Origin of the sequence: Halarchaeum sp. P4, from assembly GCF_051195175.1 — an archaeon.
In the GTDB taxonomy this organism is placed as follows: domain Archaea; phylum Halobacteriota; class Halobacteria; order Halobacteriales; family Halobacteriaceae; genus Halarchaeum.
On record NZ_JBNTKC010000002.1, the window covers coordinates 297860 to 311362 of the forward strand.

Sequence of the window (13503 nt, forward strand, 5' to 3'; positions counted from 1 at the left end):
CGGACGCGGATAGCGTTCACGCTCAGAGCCGGTACGCGACGTAGTCCGCGACGTTCTCGACGAGGGCGTCCCGACTCGTCCAGAACCCCGACCAGCGCCGTGGGCGCGTCTGATAGGCCACTAGCGCCGACCCGACGCCACCCGGCCCGCGGAACACCACGAACCAGCTCTTCCGGAAGTCCGGCTTGTAGCCCGCATGCGTCGTCACCTCGAACTCCATCGGCGGCACCCAGTCCGGCATCCCGTAGACGTGGACGTCCACGTCCGTCCCCGCGAGCGTCTCGTAAACCGCCCGCGTCCCCGACTCGTCGTTGATACGCGAGAGGTTCTGGAACGCCGTCCGCAGTCGCCCCTCCCCCGCCAACCACGCCTCGCGCTCGATGGCGCGCGATACCGCGATGAGCAGGAGTTTGTCCTTCTCCGCCTCCGGGTATCCTTGGACGTCGAAACGCGTCTCCTCCAACCCCGCCAGCACGTCCGGCAACTCCGCCTCCGACAGCTCGCGCGCCCCCGACGTGAACAGGTCCGAGTTCACCAACAGCACCGCGTCCATCACCGCCGGCAGCGGCGACGACGCCACCACCTCGCCGTCGCGAACCAACAACACCACGTCCGACTCGTCCTCCGGCAGTTCCGCCTCCGACACCGCGACCGGCTGGTCCTCGAAGAGGCGCTCCAGCATGCGCTGGACCGGCACCGGCTGGTCACGGTTCACGACGACCAGGGAGGCACGCGGCGCGTCGATATCGTCGATGAACTTCGAAATCGGCATCCCGACGACAGGTTCGGGAGACGAGTAAAAATAGTTCGTGGCAGGTCAACAGCTGAACGCGCGAACGGACGCGTCGCTCGGTCGGAGGACGAGCAGTGAAGCACGACCGATAAACACGGACGCACGGCTTCTCGATTTTGAATGCGGGAGAAGTGGGCCGGCGCGAATTTGAATCGCGGTTACGGCCACCCGAAGGCCGAAGGATACCAAGCTACCCCACCGGCCCGCACCCGAAACGACGGGTTGGTCGCCTTTAACGCTTCCGAAAGGGTCGCTGTGGCAGGAGGTTGGTATGCCCGTGCCGTATGTTCACCCCTCGTACCAGTCCTCGAGGTGGGCGACAGCGGCAGCCGGGGAGTCGCCGAGGACGATGCCGATGGTATGCCCGCCGTCCTCGCGGACACCGCGACAGGCGGCTTCCATGGTGCCGCCGAGGCCGACGCTCAGTAGCTCGTGAAGCCCTCGGTGTCGAAGTAGTTGTGGGCGACGGTGATGGTGTGGTCGGCGTGGAGAATCTCGGGGCCGACGCGGACGCGCTCGTCGGCGGCGTCGGCGAGCAGGGTTTCCTCCTCGTCGGTGAAGTCGTGGTGGTCTGAGAGGACGAAGACCGGATTCTCGGGGGGTGCGACGTCCGCGAGGGGGGCGCCGTCCTCGTGGAGTTGGACGACGGTGCCGTCGCGCGCGGCGGCCTCGAGGGTGGGTTCGAAGCCGCGCTTGGAGACGTAGACGCCGGGCGAGGGGTTGGCTTCGCGGTGTCCGATGGCCTTCCCTTTCGCGTCGATGGCTTTGCGGAGCATCCCCGCGATATTGCGCTCGTCGGGGTTGAGGTAGCGCAGCTCCGAGCCCTCGAAGCGGACGGTGAGTTCGTCGTCGAGGACGAGCGAGGCCCGGACGTCCTCCCGAATGCCGTGCGAGAGGAAGAAGGCGGCGTTCACGCAGCGACAGAGGACGTCGAGGCGGCCCGCGCCGCCGGCGAGGTCGGAGAGGTCGAAGTCGGCCGTCGTGGGTGCGTCGTGGCCGTGGACGACGAAGTGGCGCATACCGATGGGAGGCGCCGCGGCGGTTTCAACGCCCCGGGTTCGCGCTCAGGCGGCCGCGGCGTCACCGTCCCCGCCCTCCTCGCGCGCGGCGGCGCGGCGCTCGGGAAGCAGGTCGAAGTCGGGTTCGGTGTCGCCGAGCAGGAGGAGCGCGTAGTAGCGGAGGTAGGCCTGCACGGGCGCGGAGACGAGGCCGACGCCGAGGAGGAACGCGAGGAGGCCGACGACGACGCCGACGGCAAGCCACACCCACGCGACGATGCCGCTCGCGCCCATGAGGACGAACGGGAGGCCGAAGGCGAGGCCGACCGGGATGAAGACGGCGATGGCGACGACGACGCTGGCGATGGCGACAGCGACGCCGCCGATGAGCGTCAGGACGAGGTTGGCGACGACGAAGGCGCCGTACTCCTTGGGGTGTGCGCGGAGGACGCTCCAGAGACGGCGCCAGCCGGCGAGGACGCCGACGTCCGCCTGGAGCATGATGGGGACGACGAACGCGCGGGTGAACCCGGAGACGATGGCGGCGACGAGCGCGAGGACGACGGCGACGGGGAGGAGCAGGAGGAAGGCGGCCCCGAGCCGAAGGCCGACGAGGAGCGGGAGGACAGCGAGCGCGAACGACCCGAGGACGAGGACTGTGACGACAAGGTTGAAGCCGAACAGCCGGAGGCCCTTCCCCCAGTTCTCGGCGACGGTGCGTCGGAGTTCGACGTCGCCGGTGCGGAGCGCCTCAACGAACGTGAACTCCAGTATCGACCCGAGGACGGCGAGCGCGAACCCGAGCAGGAGGGCGACGGCGACGAACGCCCACACCCAGAGCGGGACCATGGTGAGCAGGTCTCCGAGGGAGGCGTTCGGGATGCCGACGTCGGTGCTGCCGCCGGTACCGCCGGTGTCGAGGTTGCTCGACCCGGAGAAGCCGCTGCTGGCGCCGCCCGTGAGGAGGGCGACGACGGCGAGTTTCAGCCAGTCGCGGGGACGCAATTCGTGGAGGAACGCGCCCGTCACCGAGAGCGCGTCCGTGACATCGTCGACTGCGTGGAGGGACATCGGGGACCTATTTCGGCGGTGACGGGAAAGCCGTTGTGCCGGCGCGCCGAGGCGGCGACGGACCGAAGGGTTCGTCCCGGAGCGCGCCGATACGTCGCGTATGAGCATTCTGGAGGACGCGCGAGCGGTCGTCGAGAACGGGCCGGTGTGCGACGCCTGTCTCGGCCGGCAGTTCGCGGACCGGAGTTTCGGCCTGACGAACGCCGAGCGCGGGAAGGCGCTGCGCGTGAGCGTCGAGCTGGCCGACGACGACCCGCACGAGCCCGTCGAGACGGAGGAGTGCTGGGTCTGCGAGGGCCTGAGCGCGACGTTCGACGAGTGGGCACGGCGTGCCGCCGACGGCGTCGCGGGCGTCGAGTTCGGCACCTATCAGGTCGGGACGCGCGCGCCGCCACTCGTCGAGGAGAACGAGCGCCTGCTCCGCGAGAGCGCGGGCCTCGAGGAGGAGGGCGGCGAGCCGTTCAAGGCGGAGTTCAACCGCGAGGTCGGCAAGCGCGTCGGTCGCCTCACCGACACCGAGGTCGACTTCGAGCGCCCGGACGTCCTCTTCGTCCTCGACGTCGAGGACGAGTCCGTGGACGTGCAGGTGAACCCGGCGTTCGTCTACGGGCGCTACCGGAAGCTCTCCCGGGAGATTCCGCAGACGGAGTGGCCGTGCCGGGAGTGCAACGGGACGGGCCGGCGCGGGGGCGACGACTGTATCCACTGCGACGGCACGGGCTACATGTACGAGGAGTCGGTGGAGCAGCTCGTCTCGCCGCCGATTCTCGAGGCGATGGACGGCGACGACTCCTCCTTCCACGGTGCGGGCCGGGAGGACATCGACGCGAAGATGCTCGGCACCGGTCGGCCGTTCGTCGTCGAGGTGAAACACCCGAAGAAACGCTTCCCCGACGTCGAGGCCCTCGAAGAGGAGATCAACGAGACCGCGGACGGGAAGGTCGAAGTCGAGGGCCTGCGCCTCGCGACCTACGACATGGTCGAGCGCGTGAAGGAACTCGACGCCTCGAAGACCTACCAAGCGCGCGTCCAGTTCGACGAGCCGATCGACGACGAGACGCTGCAGGACGCGCTCGCCGAACTCGACGGCGCGACCATCGAGCAGAACACGCCCGAGCGCGTCTCCCATCGGCGCGCCGCGAAGACCCGGGTTCGGGAGGCCTATGCGGTGTCGGGCGAACTGGAGGACGAGACGCACGCAACGGTCGAAATACACGGCGAGGGCGGCCTCTACATCAAGGAGCTCGTCTCGAGCGACGAGGGGCGGACGGAGCCGTCGCTCGCGGGGCTGGTGGGCGTGCCGTGTCACGTGACGGAACTCGACGTGCTCGCCGTCGAGGGCGAGGACGAGGCCTTCGAGGACCCCGACTTCTTCATCGAGAGCGACGACGAGAAATGACGCGGCGCTTCGGCGTGGACGAGGCGGGGAAGGGCCCGGTGCTCGGGTCGATGTTCGCGGCGGCCGTCGCCTGCGACCCGGACGCGCTCCCCGAGGGAATTCGGGACTCGAAGAAGCTCACACCCGCGCGCCGCGCCGAACTGGAGGCGGAGATTCGGTCGATCGCCGACGTCGGCGTCGCCGAAATCCCCGTCGAGCGCATCGACGACCCGGAGACGGACATGAACACGCTGACCGTCGACGCGCAGGCCGAGGCGCTCTCGCAGGTCGCGGCGGACGGCCTCGCCGGAGTCGTGGACGGCGGTGACGTGGACGCCGAGCGCTTCGGCCGCCGCGTCGCGGAGCGTGTGGCCACCGACGTCGACGTGACGGCAGAGCACGGCGCGGACGACGCGCACGCCATCGTGGGCGCGGCGAGCATCGTCGCGAAGGTCGCACGCGACCGGCACGTCGAAGACATCGCCGAGGCGTACGCCGACTACGGCGACGTCGGGAGCGGCTACCCGAGCGACCCCACCACGCGCGAGTTCCTCCGGGCGTACGTCGAGGCGACCAGCGACCTCCCGGACTGCGCGCGCGAGTCGTGGCAGACCTCCGCGGACGTCCTCGCGGCGGCGGAGCAGTCGGCGCTCGACGCGTTTTAGTCATCTTCTCGAGTTCTGCAAGAAATCGCGGTCGTGGGTTTATATAGGGCTCGCGTCCCTCCGGAGAGACGAATGGGAGTCGAACGGTACGAGTCGCCGGACGCGACGACGGTGGCGAAGGTCGTCGAGACCGCGCTCCACGAAGGGGCAGTGGTGACCGCCGAGGTCAACTGCGAGGTGGAGTACGACGGCCGGACGAGCGGGTTTCTGGGGCCGGGCGACCGGCTGCTCGTCGCGAAGCCGGACGGGACGCTGCTCGTCCACCAGCCCACCAAGCACAAGCCCGTGAACTGGATGCCCTCCGGCGGCACCGTCATCACGACCGTCTCCGAGGAGTCCGAAGACCCCGTCGTCGTCGCGCGCCGCGTCAACCCGCGCGAGCGCGTCGAAGTCCGCATTCACGAGACCTACGGGCTGACGCGCTTCGACGCCTCTGACGCCGCCGAGTACGAGGAGTCCGGGACGGAGAAGGAGATGCACGAGTTCATCGAGGCGAACCCGGACAGCCTCGAGGACGGCCTGCGCGTCGTCGAGCACGAGCGCGAGACGAAGTACGGCTTCATCGACTTCTACGCGATGGACCGCACGGGCACGCCCGTCGTCGTCGAGGTAAAGCGCGTGCAGGCGACGCTCACCCACTTCGACCAGCTCAAACGTTACGTGAGCCTCTACGAGGACGACGGCGAAGTCGACACCGCGGAGCGCGACGTTCGGGGAATGCTCGTCGCGCCCTCCGCGTCCGAGCGCGTGAAGCGCGCCTGTCGCGACGCCGGCCTCGAGTTCGTCGCGCTCCCCGAGTTCGAGACGGACGCGACGAGCGTGACCGACGCGACGCTCGCCGACTTCAACTGAACGGCCACACACGCCAGAGCCGGAGGACGCCGCCGACGCACGCGACGAAGGCGAGGCCGGCGAGTGCGGACAGGAGGAGGGCGCCGTAGGACGCCATACCGGCGACGGCAGTTATCACACCGTAGACCGCGACGTAGAGCGACGCGAGCGCGACGACGAACGCGAACGCCGTCGCGACGACGTCGAGGAGGGTGTCCCGGAGCGCGTCGCGCAATACGTTTCCTCGTAGCTGTTGGAGGGCATACAGGAAACGTGTGAGGAGAGCGAGAAAAGCGTTCGGCCGCGTTACTTGCCGTCGTCGGTGAGCAGGTAGCGCAGGATGTCACCGTAGGCGGGCCGCGTCAGCAGCACGCCGACGAGGACGCCGAGGATGGTGACGAGCGCGAACCCGCGGAGGTCACCGAGCGAGAGGACGGCGAGCGGCGACATCGCGATGATGGTCGTCGCCGCCGCGCCGCCGATAATCCAGAAGGCCTTGCGGAATCGGCTCTGGAAGACCCGCTCGGAGGAGACGGATTTGGTCGTCACCTCGTCGGCGATGATGACGAGGTCGTCCACCCCCGTCCCGATGACCGCGATGAACCCGGCGATGTGCGAGAGGTTCAGCGAGAGGCCGACGAGCGAGCTGAACCCGAGCAGGATGGCCACCTCGCTGAGCGCGGTGACGAGCATCGGGAGCGCGACTTTCGCGCGGCCGTAGCGGAGGTAGACGACGAGGCTGACCGCGAGCGCCGCGAAGAGGCCCGTGATGAACGAGAGGGGCTTGAAGCGCTCGGCGAGCGACGCGTCGATGCTGTAAATCGTCCCGGACTCGATGTCGAGGGGCGCGGGGAGCGCACCGGCGCGCAGGTCGACGGCGACCTGCCGGGCCTGGCTCATCGACGTCGTCTGCAGGACGAACGTCTTCGTCTGCATGAAGTCGCCGTTGTTGATGGAGTCGGCGAGGTCCTGCCCCATGCCGGCGGAGTAGACGACTTCGCCGTCACGGACGTTCAGCAGGCAGTACTCGTTGCCCGGCGTGCCGTTCGGGTACTGGCAGTTCGAGACGCCGGGTTCCCGCGTGTAGCCGTAGCGCTTCATGTCGTTCGCGAACGACTGGGCGGCGCTGTCAGTCAGCGTGATGGGGACGACGGGGACGCCGCGCTGGCTCTGCGGGTCGCTGATCTGGGCGGCCTGCAGCTGCTCGTTCGACAGCACGGTGTGGTTCACCTGCGCGCTCGCGTTCGCGGGGTGGTAGGCGACGACGCGGACGTTCCCGCGACTGCTGACGAGTCGGCGGACCTCGGAGACGTTCGCGTTCGGCGCTTCCACGACGACGAAGTGCTCGCCGCCCGGCGTCGACTGGACGGTGACTTCGGCGCCGGAGAACCCGAGCGAGTTCACCTTGTAGGAGAGCGTGTCGACGATGGCGGTGCGGGTCTGCTCGGTGACGCCGTCACGGACGTCCTGTGCACGCACCTGCACGCCCGCCTCGGAGAGCGCGGAGCGGAACTGCGTCTTCGTGACGTTCGTGAACACCTCGACGGTGTCGGAGGTGTTCTGGTAGACGCGCAGGCGGACGTCTGAGACAGTGGTGTTCGGGAGGTTCTGGGCAACCGTCTGCGAGATGTCGTTCTGGCTCTGCTGGTCGGCGGGGAGCTGGACGTTCTCGGCGGTCAGCCCGACGACGGGCGCGCGGACGCGCGTCCCGCCGGAGAGCTGAAGGCCGTACTGAAGGTTCGTCGTGCCTTCCGCGGCGGTGGCGCTGCTGCCGGTGACGGGTGCGACACCGGGGACGAAGACGGCACCGAGACTGCCGATGAGGAGGACGATGAGCAGGGCGACCCGCCAGTTCTCACGAATGTCGGGCGCCATCTATCGGCTCACCCCCTCGAACTTGTACCAGCGAAGGAGGCTGAGGTTGAGCATGTACGTGTTCACGAGGTCGGTCAGAAGGCCGAAGACGAGGATGAGGCCGATGCTCGTCAGGAGGTCGATGCCGAACACGAACGCGACGATCGTCATGACGGTCATCGCGGCGATGGACGTCACGGTCATCGTCACACCGGTCTTCATCGCCCGGCGGACGCTCTCGTAGAAGCTCCCGGAGCGCCTGAGGACGTGGTTAGTGAGGAGGATGTCGGAGTCCACGCTGTAACCGATGAGCATGAGGAGCGCGGCAACGGTGCCGAGCGAGAGCTGGATGCCGAAGACGTCCATGAGCGCGAGCGGGACGACGATGTCGCCGAACGCGGAGAGGACGACGGCGGCGCTCGGGACGAACGTCCGGAAGAGCACGAAGACGACGACGGCCATCCCGACGAAGGAGCCGAGAAGGCCGTAGAGGGCGAGCTGCTGGGTGCTCGAGCCGAACGTCGCGGACGTGCTCGAGACCGAGACGACCTCGTAGTTCGCGGCCTGCGCCTGCTGCTGGAGCGCGGAGACGTCGACGCCAGGACCGAACGTCACGAGGTAGGTACCGCTCTGCGAGGGAATCGCGCGGATAGAGGTGATGGGCGTAGAGAACGCCTGTCGGACCGCGTCTTGCGAGGCGGCTTGCGCGGACGTCGCGTGAATCGTCAGTTCGGTCCCGCCGGTGAATGCGATACCGAGCGGGACTGGGGTGCCGTGGAGGACGTACCACACGGCGAGCACCAGCAGCGCGACCGCGAGCACGCCGAGCGGGACGGCCGCGAGCTGCCGGTTCGAGTACCGGGTGTAGTCCACCTCCGGAACGTCGAACGAGGGCATATGCGTTCGAATAGCGACGGCGTTTCGGATAAGACTTCGCTTATCTCGGCGGTCCGACGGCCGTCTGACGCGCTTCCGGGCGTGGACGTCGCGCGGTCAGCGGACGTCCCGAACGAAACGCTCGGGGACGTAGTCGAGGACCGGGGCAGGTGTCGCCGCGACGAGGCGTTCGGCGAGCGCGACCATCGGCTTGCGGATTGCGGCGTACCCGACGGAGACGCCGACGGCGACGAGGACGAACGTCTGGACAGGGCCCGCGAAGGCGAGGTAGCCCGGGACTGCGACGGCGGCGCCGAGGAGGACGTCCTCGGGGGCGCCGTCGTAGCGAATCAGACGGCGCGGGCGCCACCAGACGCCGTTGAAGTGGTCGTAGACGGCGCGCTCGCTCGTCCCCTCCCACGGTCGGAGTTCGAGGCCGCCCCCTAGCGCGTCGCTCGCGGCGTGAACCGCGGCGGCGAGGGCGAACAGCGCGGCGGCGAGTGCGAGCGGCCCGCCTATGAGGAGGTAGCCGGCGACGAGGAGTACCGCGGCGAGCGACCCGTAGACCGGGAAGTGGAGGGTCTTGCGGTGGCCCGCGTAGAGGTCGAGGTCGGGGAAGACCCCACCCAGAATTCCGGCGGCCGCCACGATGAGCGAACTCTCGCCCGTCAGCGCGCTCGCGCCGGCGGCCAGCAGCAGGCCGACGAGCGCGTGCGTGGTCGCCATCATATACCGTTCTCTAGGAGAGGTCAGAATAAAACCCTATCGTCGTCCGTGATACTGAGTAACAGAGAAGGCCGAGACTCTACGGGAGGTAGCGGACGTTGACGAGACCGGGTTCGCTGCGGACCTCGACGCGTTTCGCGCCGACGCGCGCGGCACGCTCGACGGTCGCCATGTCCTCGACGACGTCCTCGACGGCGGCCTCCGTCTGCTCCTCGGGGACCGCGAGGACGTGAATTTCGCCGTCGCCGGCGCGCTCCGCGGTTGCGAGGTCGCCCTCCGAGAGGCCCTCCGCGAGTTCGTGGGCCTGCTGGGTCGGGTCCTCCTCGCTCGCGTGGACGTCGACCGTGTATCGGTCCTCGACCTCGACGACGGAGTAGGTCACGTCCATCGGCGGGTCGGGCGCGACAGTGGCCTCGACGACCTCGCCGACGTCAACGCCGGGGTTGTCGGAGAGCGTGTGGACCTGCCCGCCGTGGACGTCCGAGAGCATCGCCGAACCCTCCTCAGCGTGCGTCACCAGAAACGTGCTCGTCTTCTCGCTCATGGCGACCGGTAGGGGATTCGCGCTTTTCCGGGTTTCGACGCGTGCGGTGGCGTCGCACACGATATGGACAACCCTCTTGGTTCGCGCGTCGGAGGATGCAGTATGGACGTCGACATCGGCAACGCCCTCGCGGGCGTCGCCACCCCCGGTGTACCCCGAGCGTACCTCGACCGACTGGACGAGCGCGTCGCAGACGCCCACGAACGCATCGAGGCGGGCATGGCCGACGACGAGTTCGGATACGCCGCGCTGAACCTCCCCGAGCGCGTCGACCCGGCCGCGATTCGGGACGCCGTCGAACCGCTCACGGACGCCGACACCGTTCTCACCGTCGGCATCGGCGGGAGTAGTCTCGGCGCCGCGACGCTCACCGACGCCCTCGACACGGACGGGGAGGCGTACTACCTCGACAACGTCGACCCCGCGGACGTCGAGTCGCTCCTCGCCGACCTCGACCTCGAAACGACGGCGGTGAACGTCGTGTCTCGCTCCGGCACCACCGCCGAAACGCTCGCGAACTTCCTCGTCGTCCGGGACGCCTACGAGGACGCCGGCGTCGACTGGACGGCGCGCACGCTCGTCACCACCGGCGAGTCGGGCAACCTCCGCGACCTCGCGGACGAACACGACCTCCCGGTCCTCGCCGTCCCCGACGGCGTTCCGGGGCGCTTCTCCGTCCTCTCGACGGTCGGGCTCGCACCCGCCGCGATTCTCGGCGTCGACATCGAGGCCGCCCTCCGCGGTGCGCGCGCCGAGCGCGACGCCCTCTCCGGGTCGCTCTTCGAGACGCCCGCGTACGCCTACGGCGCGCTCACCTACGCGCTCGACGCGCGGGGTGCGCACGCGAACGTCGTGATGCCCTACCACGAGTCTCTCGAGACCTACGCAGAATGGTACGCCCAGCTGAGCGCCGAGAGCCTCGGAAAGGACGGCCTCGGGCAGACGCCGGTGCGCGCGCTCGGCGCGACCGACCAGCACAGCCAGCTCCAGCTCTATCGGGCCGGCCCGAACGACAAACTCGTGACGTTCGTCCGCGCCCGCGAGGGGCCGGACGTCCCGATTCCGAGCGCGGACCTCGAGGGCCTCGACTACCTCGAGGGCGCGACGCTCGGCGAACTACGCGACGCCGAGTTCGAAGCCACCGAGGCGAGCCTCGCGGACGTCGGCCTCCCGAACGTTCGGGTCGAAATCGAGCGCGTGGACGCCGAATCGCTCGGCGGACTGCTCTTCGGCATGGAGGCCGCGACCGTGCTCGCGGGCGAACTCTACGAGGTGGAGACGTTCGTCCAGCCCGCCGTCGAGTGGGGGAAGGAGGTCGCGCGCGGCATCCTCCGCGGCGAGGAAGCCCTCCCCGAGAAGGAGACGCTGTCCGTCACCCGGGAATGAGCGCGGACGCGAGCGACGGGACGGCTGGCGAGAGCGACGGCGACGAGCGCGCGTCCGGCAGTCTCGCCGCCGACCTCGGCTTCCTTACTGCGGGCCTCGGCGTCGCGTCCGCCGGCCTCCCGTGGACGGCCGCGCTCCCGCTCTCAAGGGTCGCGGGCGTCCACCCCGGGCCCGCGGTGCTCGCGCTCGTCGCGACCGTCGCCTTCTACGCGCGCCGCCGCGTGCTCGTCGAACGCCGCCCCGGGTCGCTCGTCGCCGGGGCTTTCTCGGCGCTGTTCACCGCGAGCGCGGCCGCCGCGTTCGTCCTGCCCGAAGTGCGGGACACCGGCGACGCCGTCGGACTCGGCGTGCCGACCGGTCTCGCGCTCGGCGTGGCCGCGCTCGGGTGCGCAGTCGCCGATTACGCGGCCATCGACGCGTCGGGCATCGGCCGTCGGATGCGCGTCGGCGCCGCCGTCTCGGGCGTCGCCGTCCTCGGCCTCGTCGCGGGCGCGCTCGTCCAGGTGGTCGTCGTCTCGGTCGCCTCGGCGTTCGACCCGCCGACCGTCGTCCGCATCGCCGCCGCCCAGTCCGGGTTCGCGATCGCGCTCGCGTTCACCGCGCTCGGCTACGTCGTCCTGACGCGCAGGCCCCTGCGCTACTTCGACGTCCGCTTCTCGCGGCGCGACGCGCTCTGGGCTGCCGGCGGCCTCGTCGGGATGTTCGCCGTCCTCCTCGCCGGAAGCGCCGTCACCTCCGCACTCGGCATCCCCAGCGCCTCCCACGGCACCGTCGAGGAGATTCGTAACGCGCCCTATCTCGGCCTCCTGCTCGTCCCCATCTCGTTGCTCTTCGTCGGCCCCGGCGAGGAGTTGTTGATGCGCAACGTCGTCCAGAAGCGCCTCTACGACGCCTTCTCGCGCCACGGCGCCGTCGTGGTCGGCTGTCTCGTCTTCACGCTCGTCCACCTGCCCGCGTACGCCTCGCCGAGCGCCGGGTCCGCCGTGGTGTTCGCGACGCTCGCGCGCCTCTTCCTCGTCTCGCTCGTCCTCGGGGTCGTCTACGAGCGCACCGACAGCGTCGTCGCGGCGGCGCTCACCCACGGGGGCTACGACGCCGTCCAGTTCGGCGTACTGTTCTACACGTCCGTCAGCTGAGACAGCGTCAGACGGACGGCACGCGCTCCGCTGCCGTAGTTTTTATCCGAGAAACTCGCGTACTGAAAAGTGATGGCTCGCAAGCTCTCCGCACTCTACGACGACCCGACGGTCGCGGAGGTCGAGCGTCTGGCGAGCGAGTACGAGGTCCCACCACAGGAAGTGCTTCGGCAACTGGTCGAGGCGGGCCTCGAAGAGGCACAGCGCCCCTAGTTCGGGTTCTTCCGCGCCAGCGACGACCCGCAGACCGGACAGCGCTCCCGTTTTTCGTCGAACTCGCGCCCACAGCCCTGACACTGGAAGTTCCAGTCGCGGCGCTCCGAGATGCCCTGTTTCGCGATGGAGTCCACGTCCACATCGAGGGCGTCCGCGACGTTCTGCATCGCGTAGTCGTCCGTGACGAGGACGGCGTCGAGTTCGAGCGCCGCCGCGATGACCCGCACGTCGGTCTCGGAGAGGACGTCGAGGTCGCCGGTCCGCGAGGCGGCGTCCCGGACGCGACGCACCGACACCTCGTCGGGGGCGTGGACGGTCATGCCCGCGCCCTCCATGGCGTCGAAGCGGTAGCTCGCGGCGTCCTTCAGCTCCTCGCGGACGGCCGGAATCGTCGCCGCGGGGCCGTCGGCGTCGTACTCGTCGATGAACGCGGACGAGTCGAGGACGTACACTATCGCTTGACGACGATGTAGTCCTTCACGGCCTGCACGCGCCCGACGGGGATGCGGTAGCGCCCGCGGTCGTCGGTCGGGAAGTCGAGTTGAATCTGGTTCGTCTCCTCGGTCTGCTCGACGAGCAGGTCGACGAGCGACCCGCTCTTGAGGTTCATCGTGATGTTGTAGAGCATCCCGAGTTCCGTCCCATCGGAGCCCATGACGGCCTTCCCGGAGAGGTTCTCGGCGAGGATGTCGGACATACCCGTCTCTGAATCAGGCTGTCCTCTTAAAATCCGCGGCGTACGGAACGGCAGTGGTACCACGGGGTGCCAGCCCGCGCCGTTTTGCGTGGGGCGAGCACGAACGGCGTCCGAACGCCCGCTCCCACCGGCGAAACCGGACGGAGGGCGAGTCCCCACGGACCCGAGAAGGGGCCGCGGAGGCCGCACCGCCGGGACGAACCCGGCGGTGCGGACGGACGACCGCCGTCCACGAGCGGACGGCGGATGGTGACGTGACGTCACCACGCGCAGTGGCGGCGGGCTGCGAGCCCGGAGGTGATAACGGGTCCCCGCCCGCGTGGGTACGGCCA

The 13503-nt window shown here is 69.2% G+C and carries 16 protein-coding genes and 1 tRNA gene; 6 read left to right on the forward strand and 11 right to left on the reverse strand.

Translation table 11 applies throughout. The features are described from left to right. Window positions 1-22: 22 nt before the first annotated feature. The 4 genes from ACQUS8_RS09680 to ACQUS8_RS09695 form a co-directional block, all read right to left on the reverse strand. Window positions 23-772: a DICT sensory domain-containing protein gene (locus ACQUS8_RS09680; RefSeq protein WP_435100213.1), complete on the reverse strand. Its 750-nt coding sequence runs from the start codon at window positions 770-772 to the stop codon at window positions 23-25. A gap of 153 nt (window positions 773-925) precedes the next feature. After that, a tRNA-Pro gene (locus ACQUS8_RS09685) sits at window positions 926-998 on the reverse strand. Between the two features lie 217 nt (window positions 999-1215). After that, complete coding sequence (gene trmY, locus ACQUS8_RS09690) at window positions 1216-1812, reverse strand: tRNA (pseudouridine(54)-N(1))-methyltransferase TrmY (protein ID WP_435100216.1); 597 nt, start codon at window positions 1810-1812, stop codon at window positions 1216-1218. Between the two features lie 45 nt (window positions 1813-1857). Further along, entirely contained in the window at window positions 1858-2862 is a 1005-nt protein-coding gene (locus ACQUS8_RS09695; RefSeq protein ID WP_435100219.1) for a DUF7544 domain-containing protein, read from the reverse strand. 100 nt (window positions 2863-2962) lie between these two features. Between ACQUS8_RS09695 and ACQUS8_RS09700 the strand changes: the two genes are divergently transcribed. The 3 genes from ACQUS8_RS09700 (at window position 2963) to nucS (ending at window position 5757) form a co-directional block, all read left to right on the forward strand. Beyond that, window positions 2963-4261 carry a tRNA pseudouridine(54/55) synthase Pus10 gene (locus ACQUS8_RS09700; RefSeq protein ID WP_435100222.1) on the forward strand — a complete coding sequence of 433 codons (1299 nt, stop codon included), beginning with the start codon at window positions 2963-2965 and terminating at the stop codon, window positions 4259-4261. Further along, window positions 4258-4905 carry a ribonuclease HII gene (gene rnhB, locus ACQUS8_RS09705; protein WP_435100225.1) on the forward strand — a complete coding sequence of 216 codons (648 nt, stop codon included), beginning with the start codon at window positions 4258-4260 and terminating at the stop codon, window positions 4903-4905. The genes ACQUS8_RS09700 and rnhB overlap by 4 nt, the downstream gene beginning before the upstream one ends. A gap of 72 nt (window positions 4906-4977) precedes the next feature. Then, the gene (nucS, locus tag ACQUS8_RS09710; protein WP_435100228.1) at window positions 4978-5757 is read left to right on the forward strand and encodes an endonuclease NucS; all 780 of its coding nucleotides are present in this window, start codon (window positions 4978-4980) and stop codon (window positions 5755-5757) included. On the opposite strand, the gene ACQUS8_RS09715 is transcribed toward nucS, so the two are convergent. The 5 genes from ACQUS8_RS09715 to ACQUS8_RS09735 all read right to left on the reverse strand — a co-directional run bounded on the left by ACQUS8_RS09715 (window position 5750) and on the right by ACQUS8_RS09735 (window position 9736). Beyond that, window positions 5750-5971 (reverse strand): hypothetical protein, encoded by a 222-nt coding sequence (locus ACQUS8_RS09715; protein ID WP_435100231.1) that lies wholly within the window; start codon window positions 5969-5971, stop codon window positions 5750-5752. The genes nucS and ACQUS8_RS09715 overlap by 8 nt on opposite strands. Before the next feature lie 71 nt (window positions 5972-6042). Continuing rightward, window positions 6043-7611, reverse strand: a complete 1569-nt coding sequence (locus ACQUS8_RS09720; protein WP_435100234.1) for a preprotein translocase subunit SecD — start codon at window positions 7609-7611, stop codon at window positions 6043-6045. After that, on the reverse strand, window positions 7612-8487 hold the full coding sequence (gene secF / locus ACQUS8_RS09725) for a protein translocase subunit SecF (protein WP_435100237.1): 876 nt from the start codon (window positions 8485-8487) through the stop codon (window positions 7612-7614). Between the two features lie 96 nt (window positions 8488-8583). Next, window positions 8584-9195, reverse strand: a complete 612-nt coding sequence (locus tag ACQUS8_RS09730) for a metal-dependent hydrolase (protein ID WP_435100239.1) — start codon at window positions 9193-9195, stop codon at window positions 8584-8586. 76 nt (window positions 9196-9271) lie between these two features. After that, complete coding sequence (locus ACQUS8_RS09735) at window positions 9272-9736, reverse strand: DUF5812 family protein (protein ID WP_435100241.1); 465 nt, start codon at window positions 9734-9736, stop codon at window positions 9272-9274. Between the two features lie 102 nt (window positions 9737-9838). Between ACQUS8_RS09735 and ACQUS8_RS09740 the strand changes: the two genes are divergently transcribed. The 3 genes from ACQUS8_RS09740 (at window position 9839) to ACQUS8_RS09750 (ending at window position 12471) form a co-directional block, all read left to right on the forward strand. Beyond that, a complete protein-coding gene (locus ACQUS8_RS09740) occupies window positions 9839-11122 on the forward strand; it encodes a glucose-6-phosphate isomerase (RefSeq protein WP_435100244.1) in 1284 nt (427 codons plus the stop codon). Beyond that, entirely contained in the window at window positions 11119-12258 is a 1140-nt protein-coding gene (locus ACQUS8_RS09745) for a CPBP family intramembrane glutamic endopeptidase (RefSeq protein ID WP_435100247.1), read from the forward strand. Before ACQUS8_RS09740 ends, ACQUS8_RS09745 begins: the two co-directional genes overlap by 4 nt. 72 nt (window positions 12259-12330) lie before the next feature. Continuing rightward, window positions 12331-12471, forward strand: coding sequence for a hypothetical protein (locus ACQUS8_RS09750; RefSeq protein ID WP_435100250.1), 141 nt, complete (start codon window positions 12331-12333; stop codon window positions 12469-12471). Here the strand turns inward: ACQUS8_RS09750 and ACQUS8_RS09755 are convergent. Both ACQUS8_RS09755 and ACQUS8_RS09760 read right to left on the reverse strand, forming a co-directional pair. After that, the gene (locus ACQUS8_RS09755) at window positions 12468-12926 is read right to left on the reverse strand and encodes an NOB1 family endonuclease (RefSeq protein ID WP_435100253.1); all 459 of its coding nucleotides are present in this window, start codon (window positions 12924-12926) and stop codon (window positions 12468-12470) included. The genes ACQUS8_RS09750 and ACQUS8_RS09755 overlap by 4 nt on opposite strands. After that, window positions 12926-13171, reverse strand: a complete 246-nt coding sequence (locus ACQUS8_RS09760) for a PRC-barrel domain-containing protein (protein WP_435100256.1) — start codon at window positions 13169-13171, stop codon at window positions 12926-12928. Before ACQUS8_RS09760 ends, ACQUS8_RS09755 begins: the two co-directional genes overlap by 1 nt. Window positions 13172-13503: the final 332 nt, after the last annotated feature.

Excerpts from the sequence above, each read along its gene's own strand:
- ACQUS8_RS09680 (WP_435100213.1), bottom strand. The coding sequence starts at position 772 with ATGCCGATTTCGAAGTTCATCGACGATATCGACGCGCCGCGTGCCTCC.
- trmY (WP_435100216.1), bottom strand. The coding sequence starts at position 1,812 with ATGCGCCACTTCGTCGTCCACGGCCACGACGCACCCACGACGGCCGAC.
- ACQUS8_RS09695 (WP_435100219.1), bottom strand. The coding sequence starts at position 2,862 with ATGTCCCTCCACGCAGTCGACGATGTCACGGACGCGCTCTCGGTGACG.
- ACQUS8_RS09700 (WP_435100222.1), top strand. The coding sequence starts at position 2,963 with ATGAGCATTCTGGAGGACGCGCGAGCGGTCGTCGAGAACGGGCCGGTG.
- rnhB (WP_435100225.1), top strand. The coding sequence starts at position 4,258 with ATGACGCGGCGCTTCGGCGTGGACGAGGCGGGGAAGGGCCCGGTGCTC.
- nucS (WP_435100228.1), top strand. The coding sequence starts at position 4,978 with ATGGGAGTCGAACGGTACGAGTCGCCGGACGCGACGACGGTGGCGAAG.
- ACQUS8_RS09720 (WP_435100234.1), bottom strand. The coding sequence starts at position 7,611 with ATGGCGCCCGACATTCGTGAGAACTGGCGGGTCGCCCTGCTCATCGTC.
- secF (WP_435100237.1), bottom strand. The coding sequence starts at position 8,487 with ATGCCCTCGTTCGACGTTCCGGAGGTGGACTACACCCGGTACTCGAAC.
- ACQUS8_RS09730 (WP_435100239.1), bottom strand. The coding sequence starts at position 9,195 with ATGATGGCGACCACGCACGCGCTCGTCGGCCTGCTGCTGGCCGCCGGC.
- ACQUS8_RS09735 (WP_435100241.1), bottom strand. The coding sequence starts at position 9,736 with ATGAGCGAGAAGACGAGCACGTTTCTGGTGACGCACGCTGAGGAGGGT.
- ACQUS8_RS09740 (WP_435100244.1), top strand. The coding sequence starts at position 9,839 with ATGGACGTCGACATCGGCAACGCCCTCGCGGGCGTCGCCACCCCCGGT.
- ACQUS8_RS09745 (WP_435100247.1), top strand. The coding sequence starts at position 11,119 with ATGAGCGCGGACGCGAGCGACGGGACGGCTGGCGAGAGCGACGGCGAC.
- ACQUS8_RS09750 (WP_435100250.1), top strand. The coding sequence starts at position 12,331 with ATGGCTCGCAAGCTCTCCGCACTCTACGACGACCCGACGGTCGCGGAG.
- ACQUS8_RS09760 (WP_435100256.1), bottom strand. The coding sequence starts at position 13,171 with ATGTCCGACATCCTCGCCGAGAACCTCTCCGGGAAGGCCGTCATGGGC.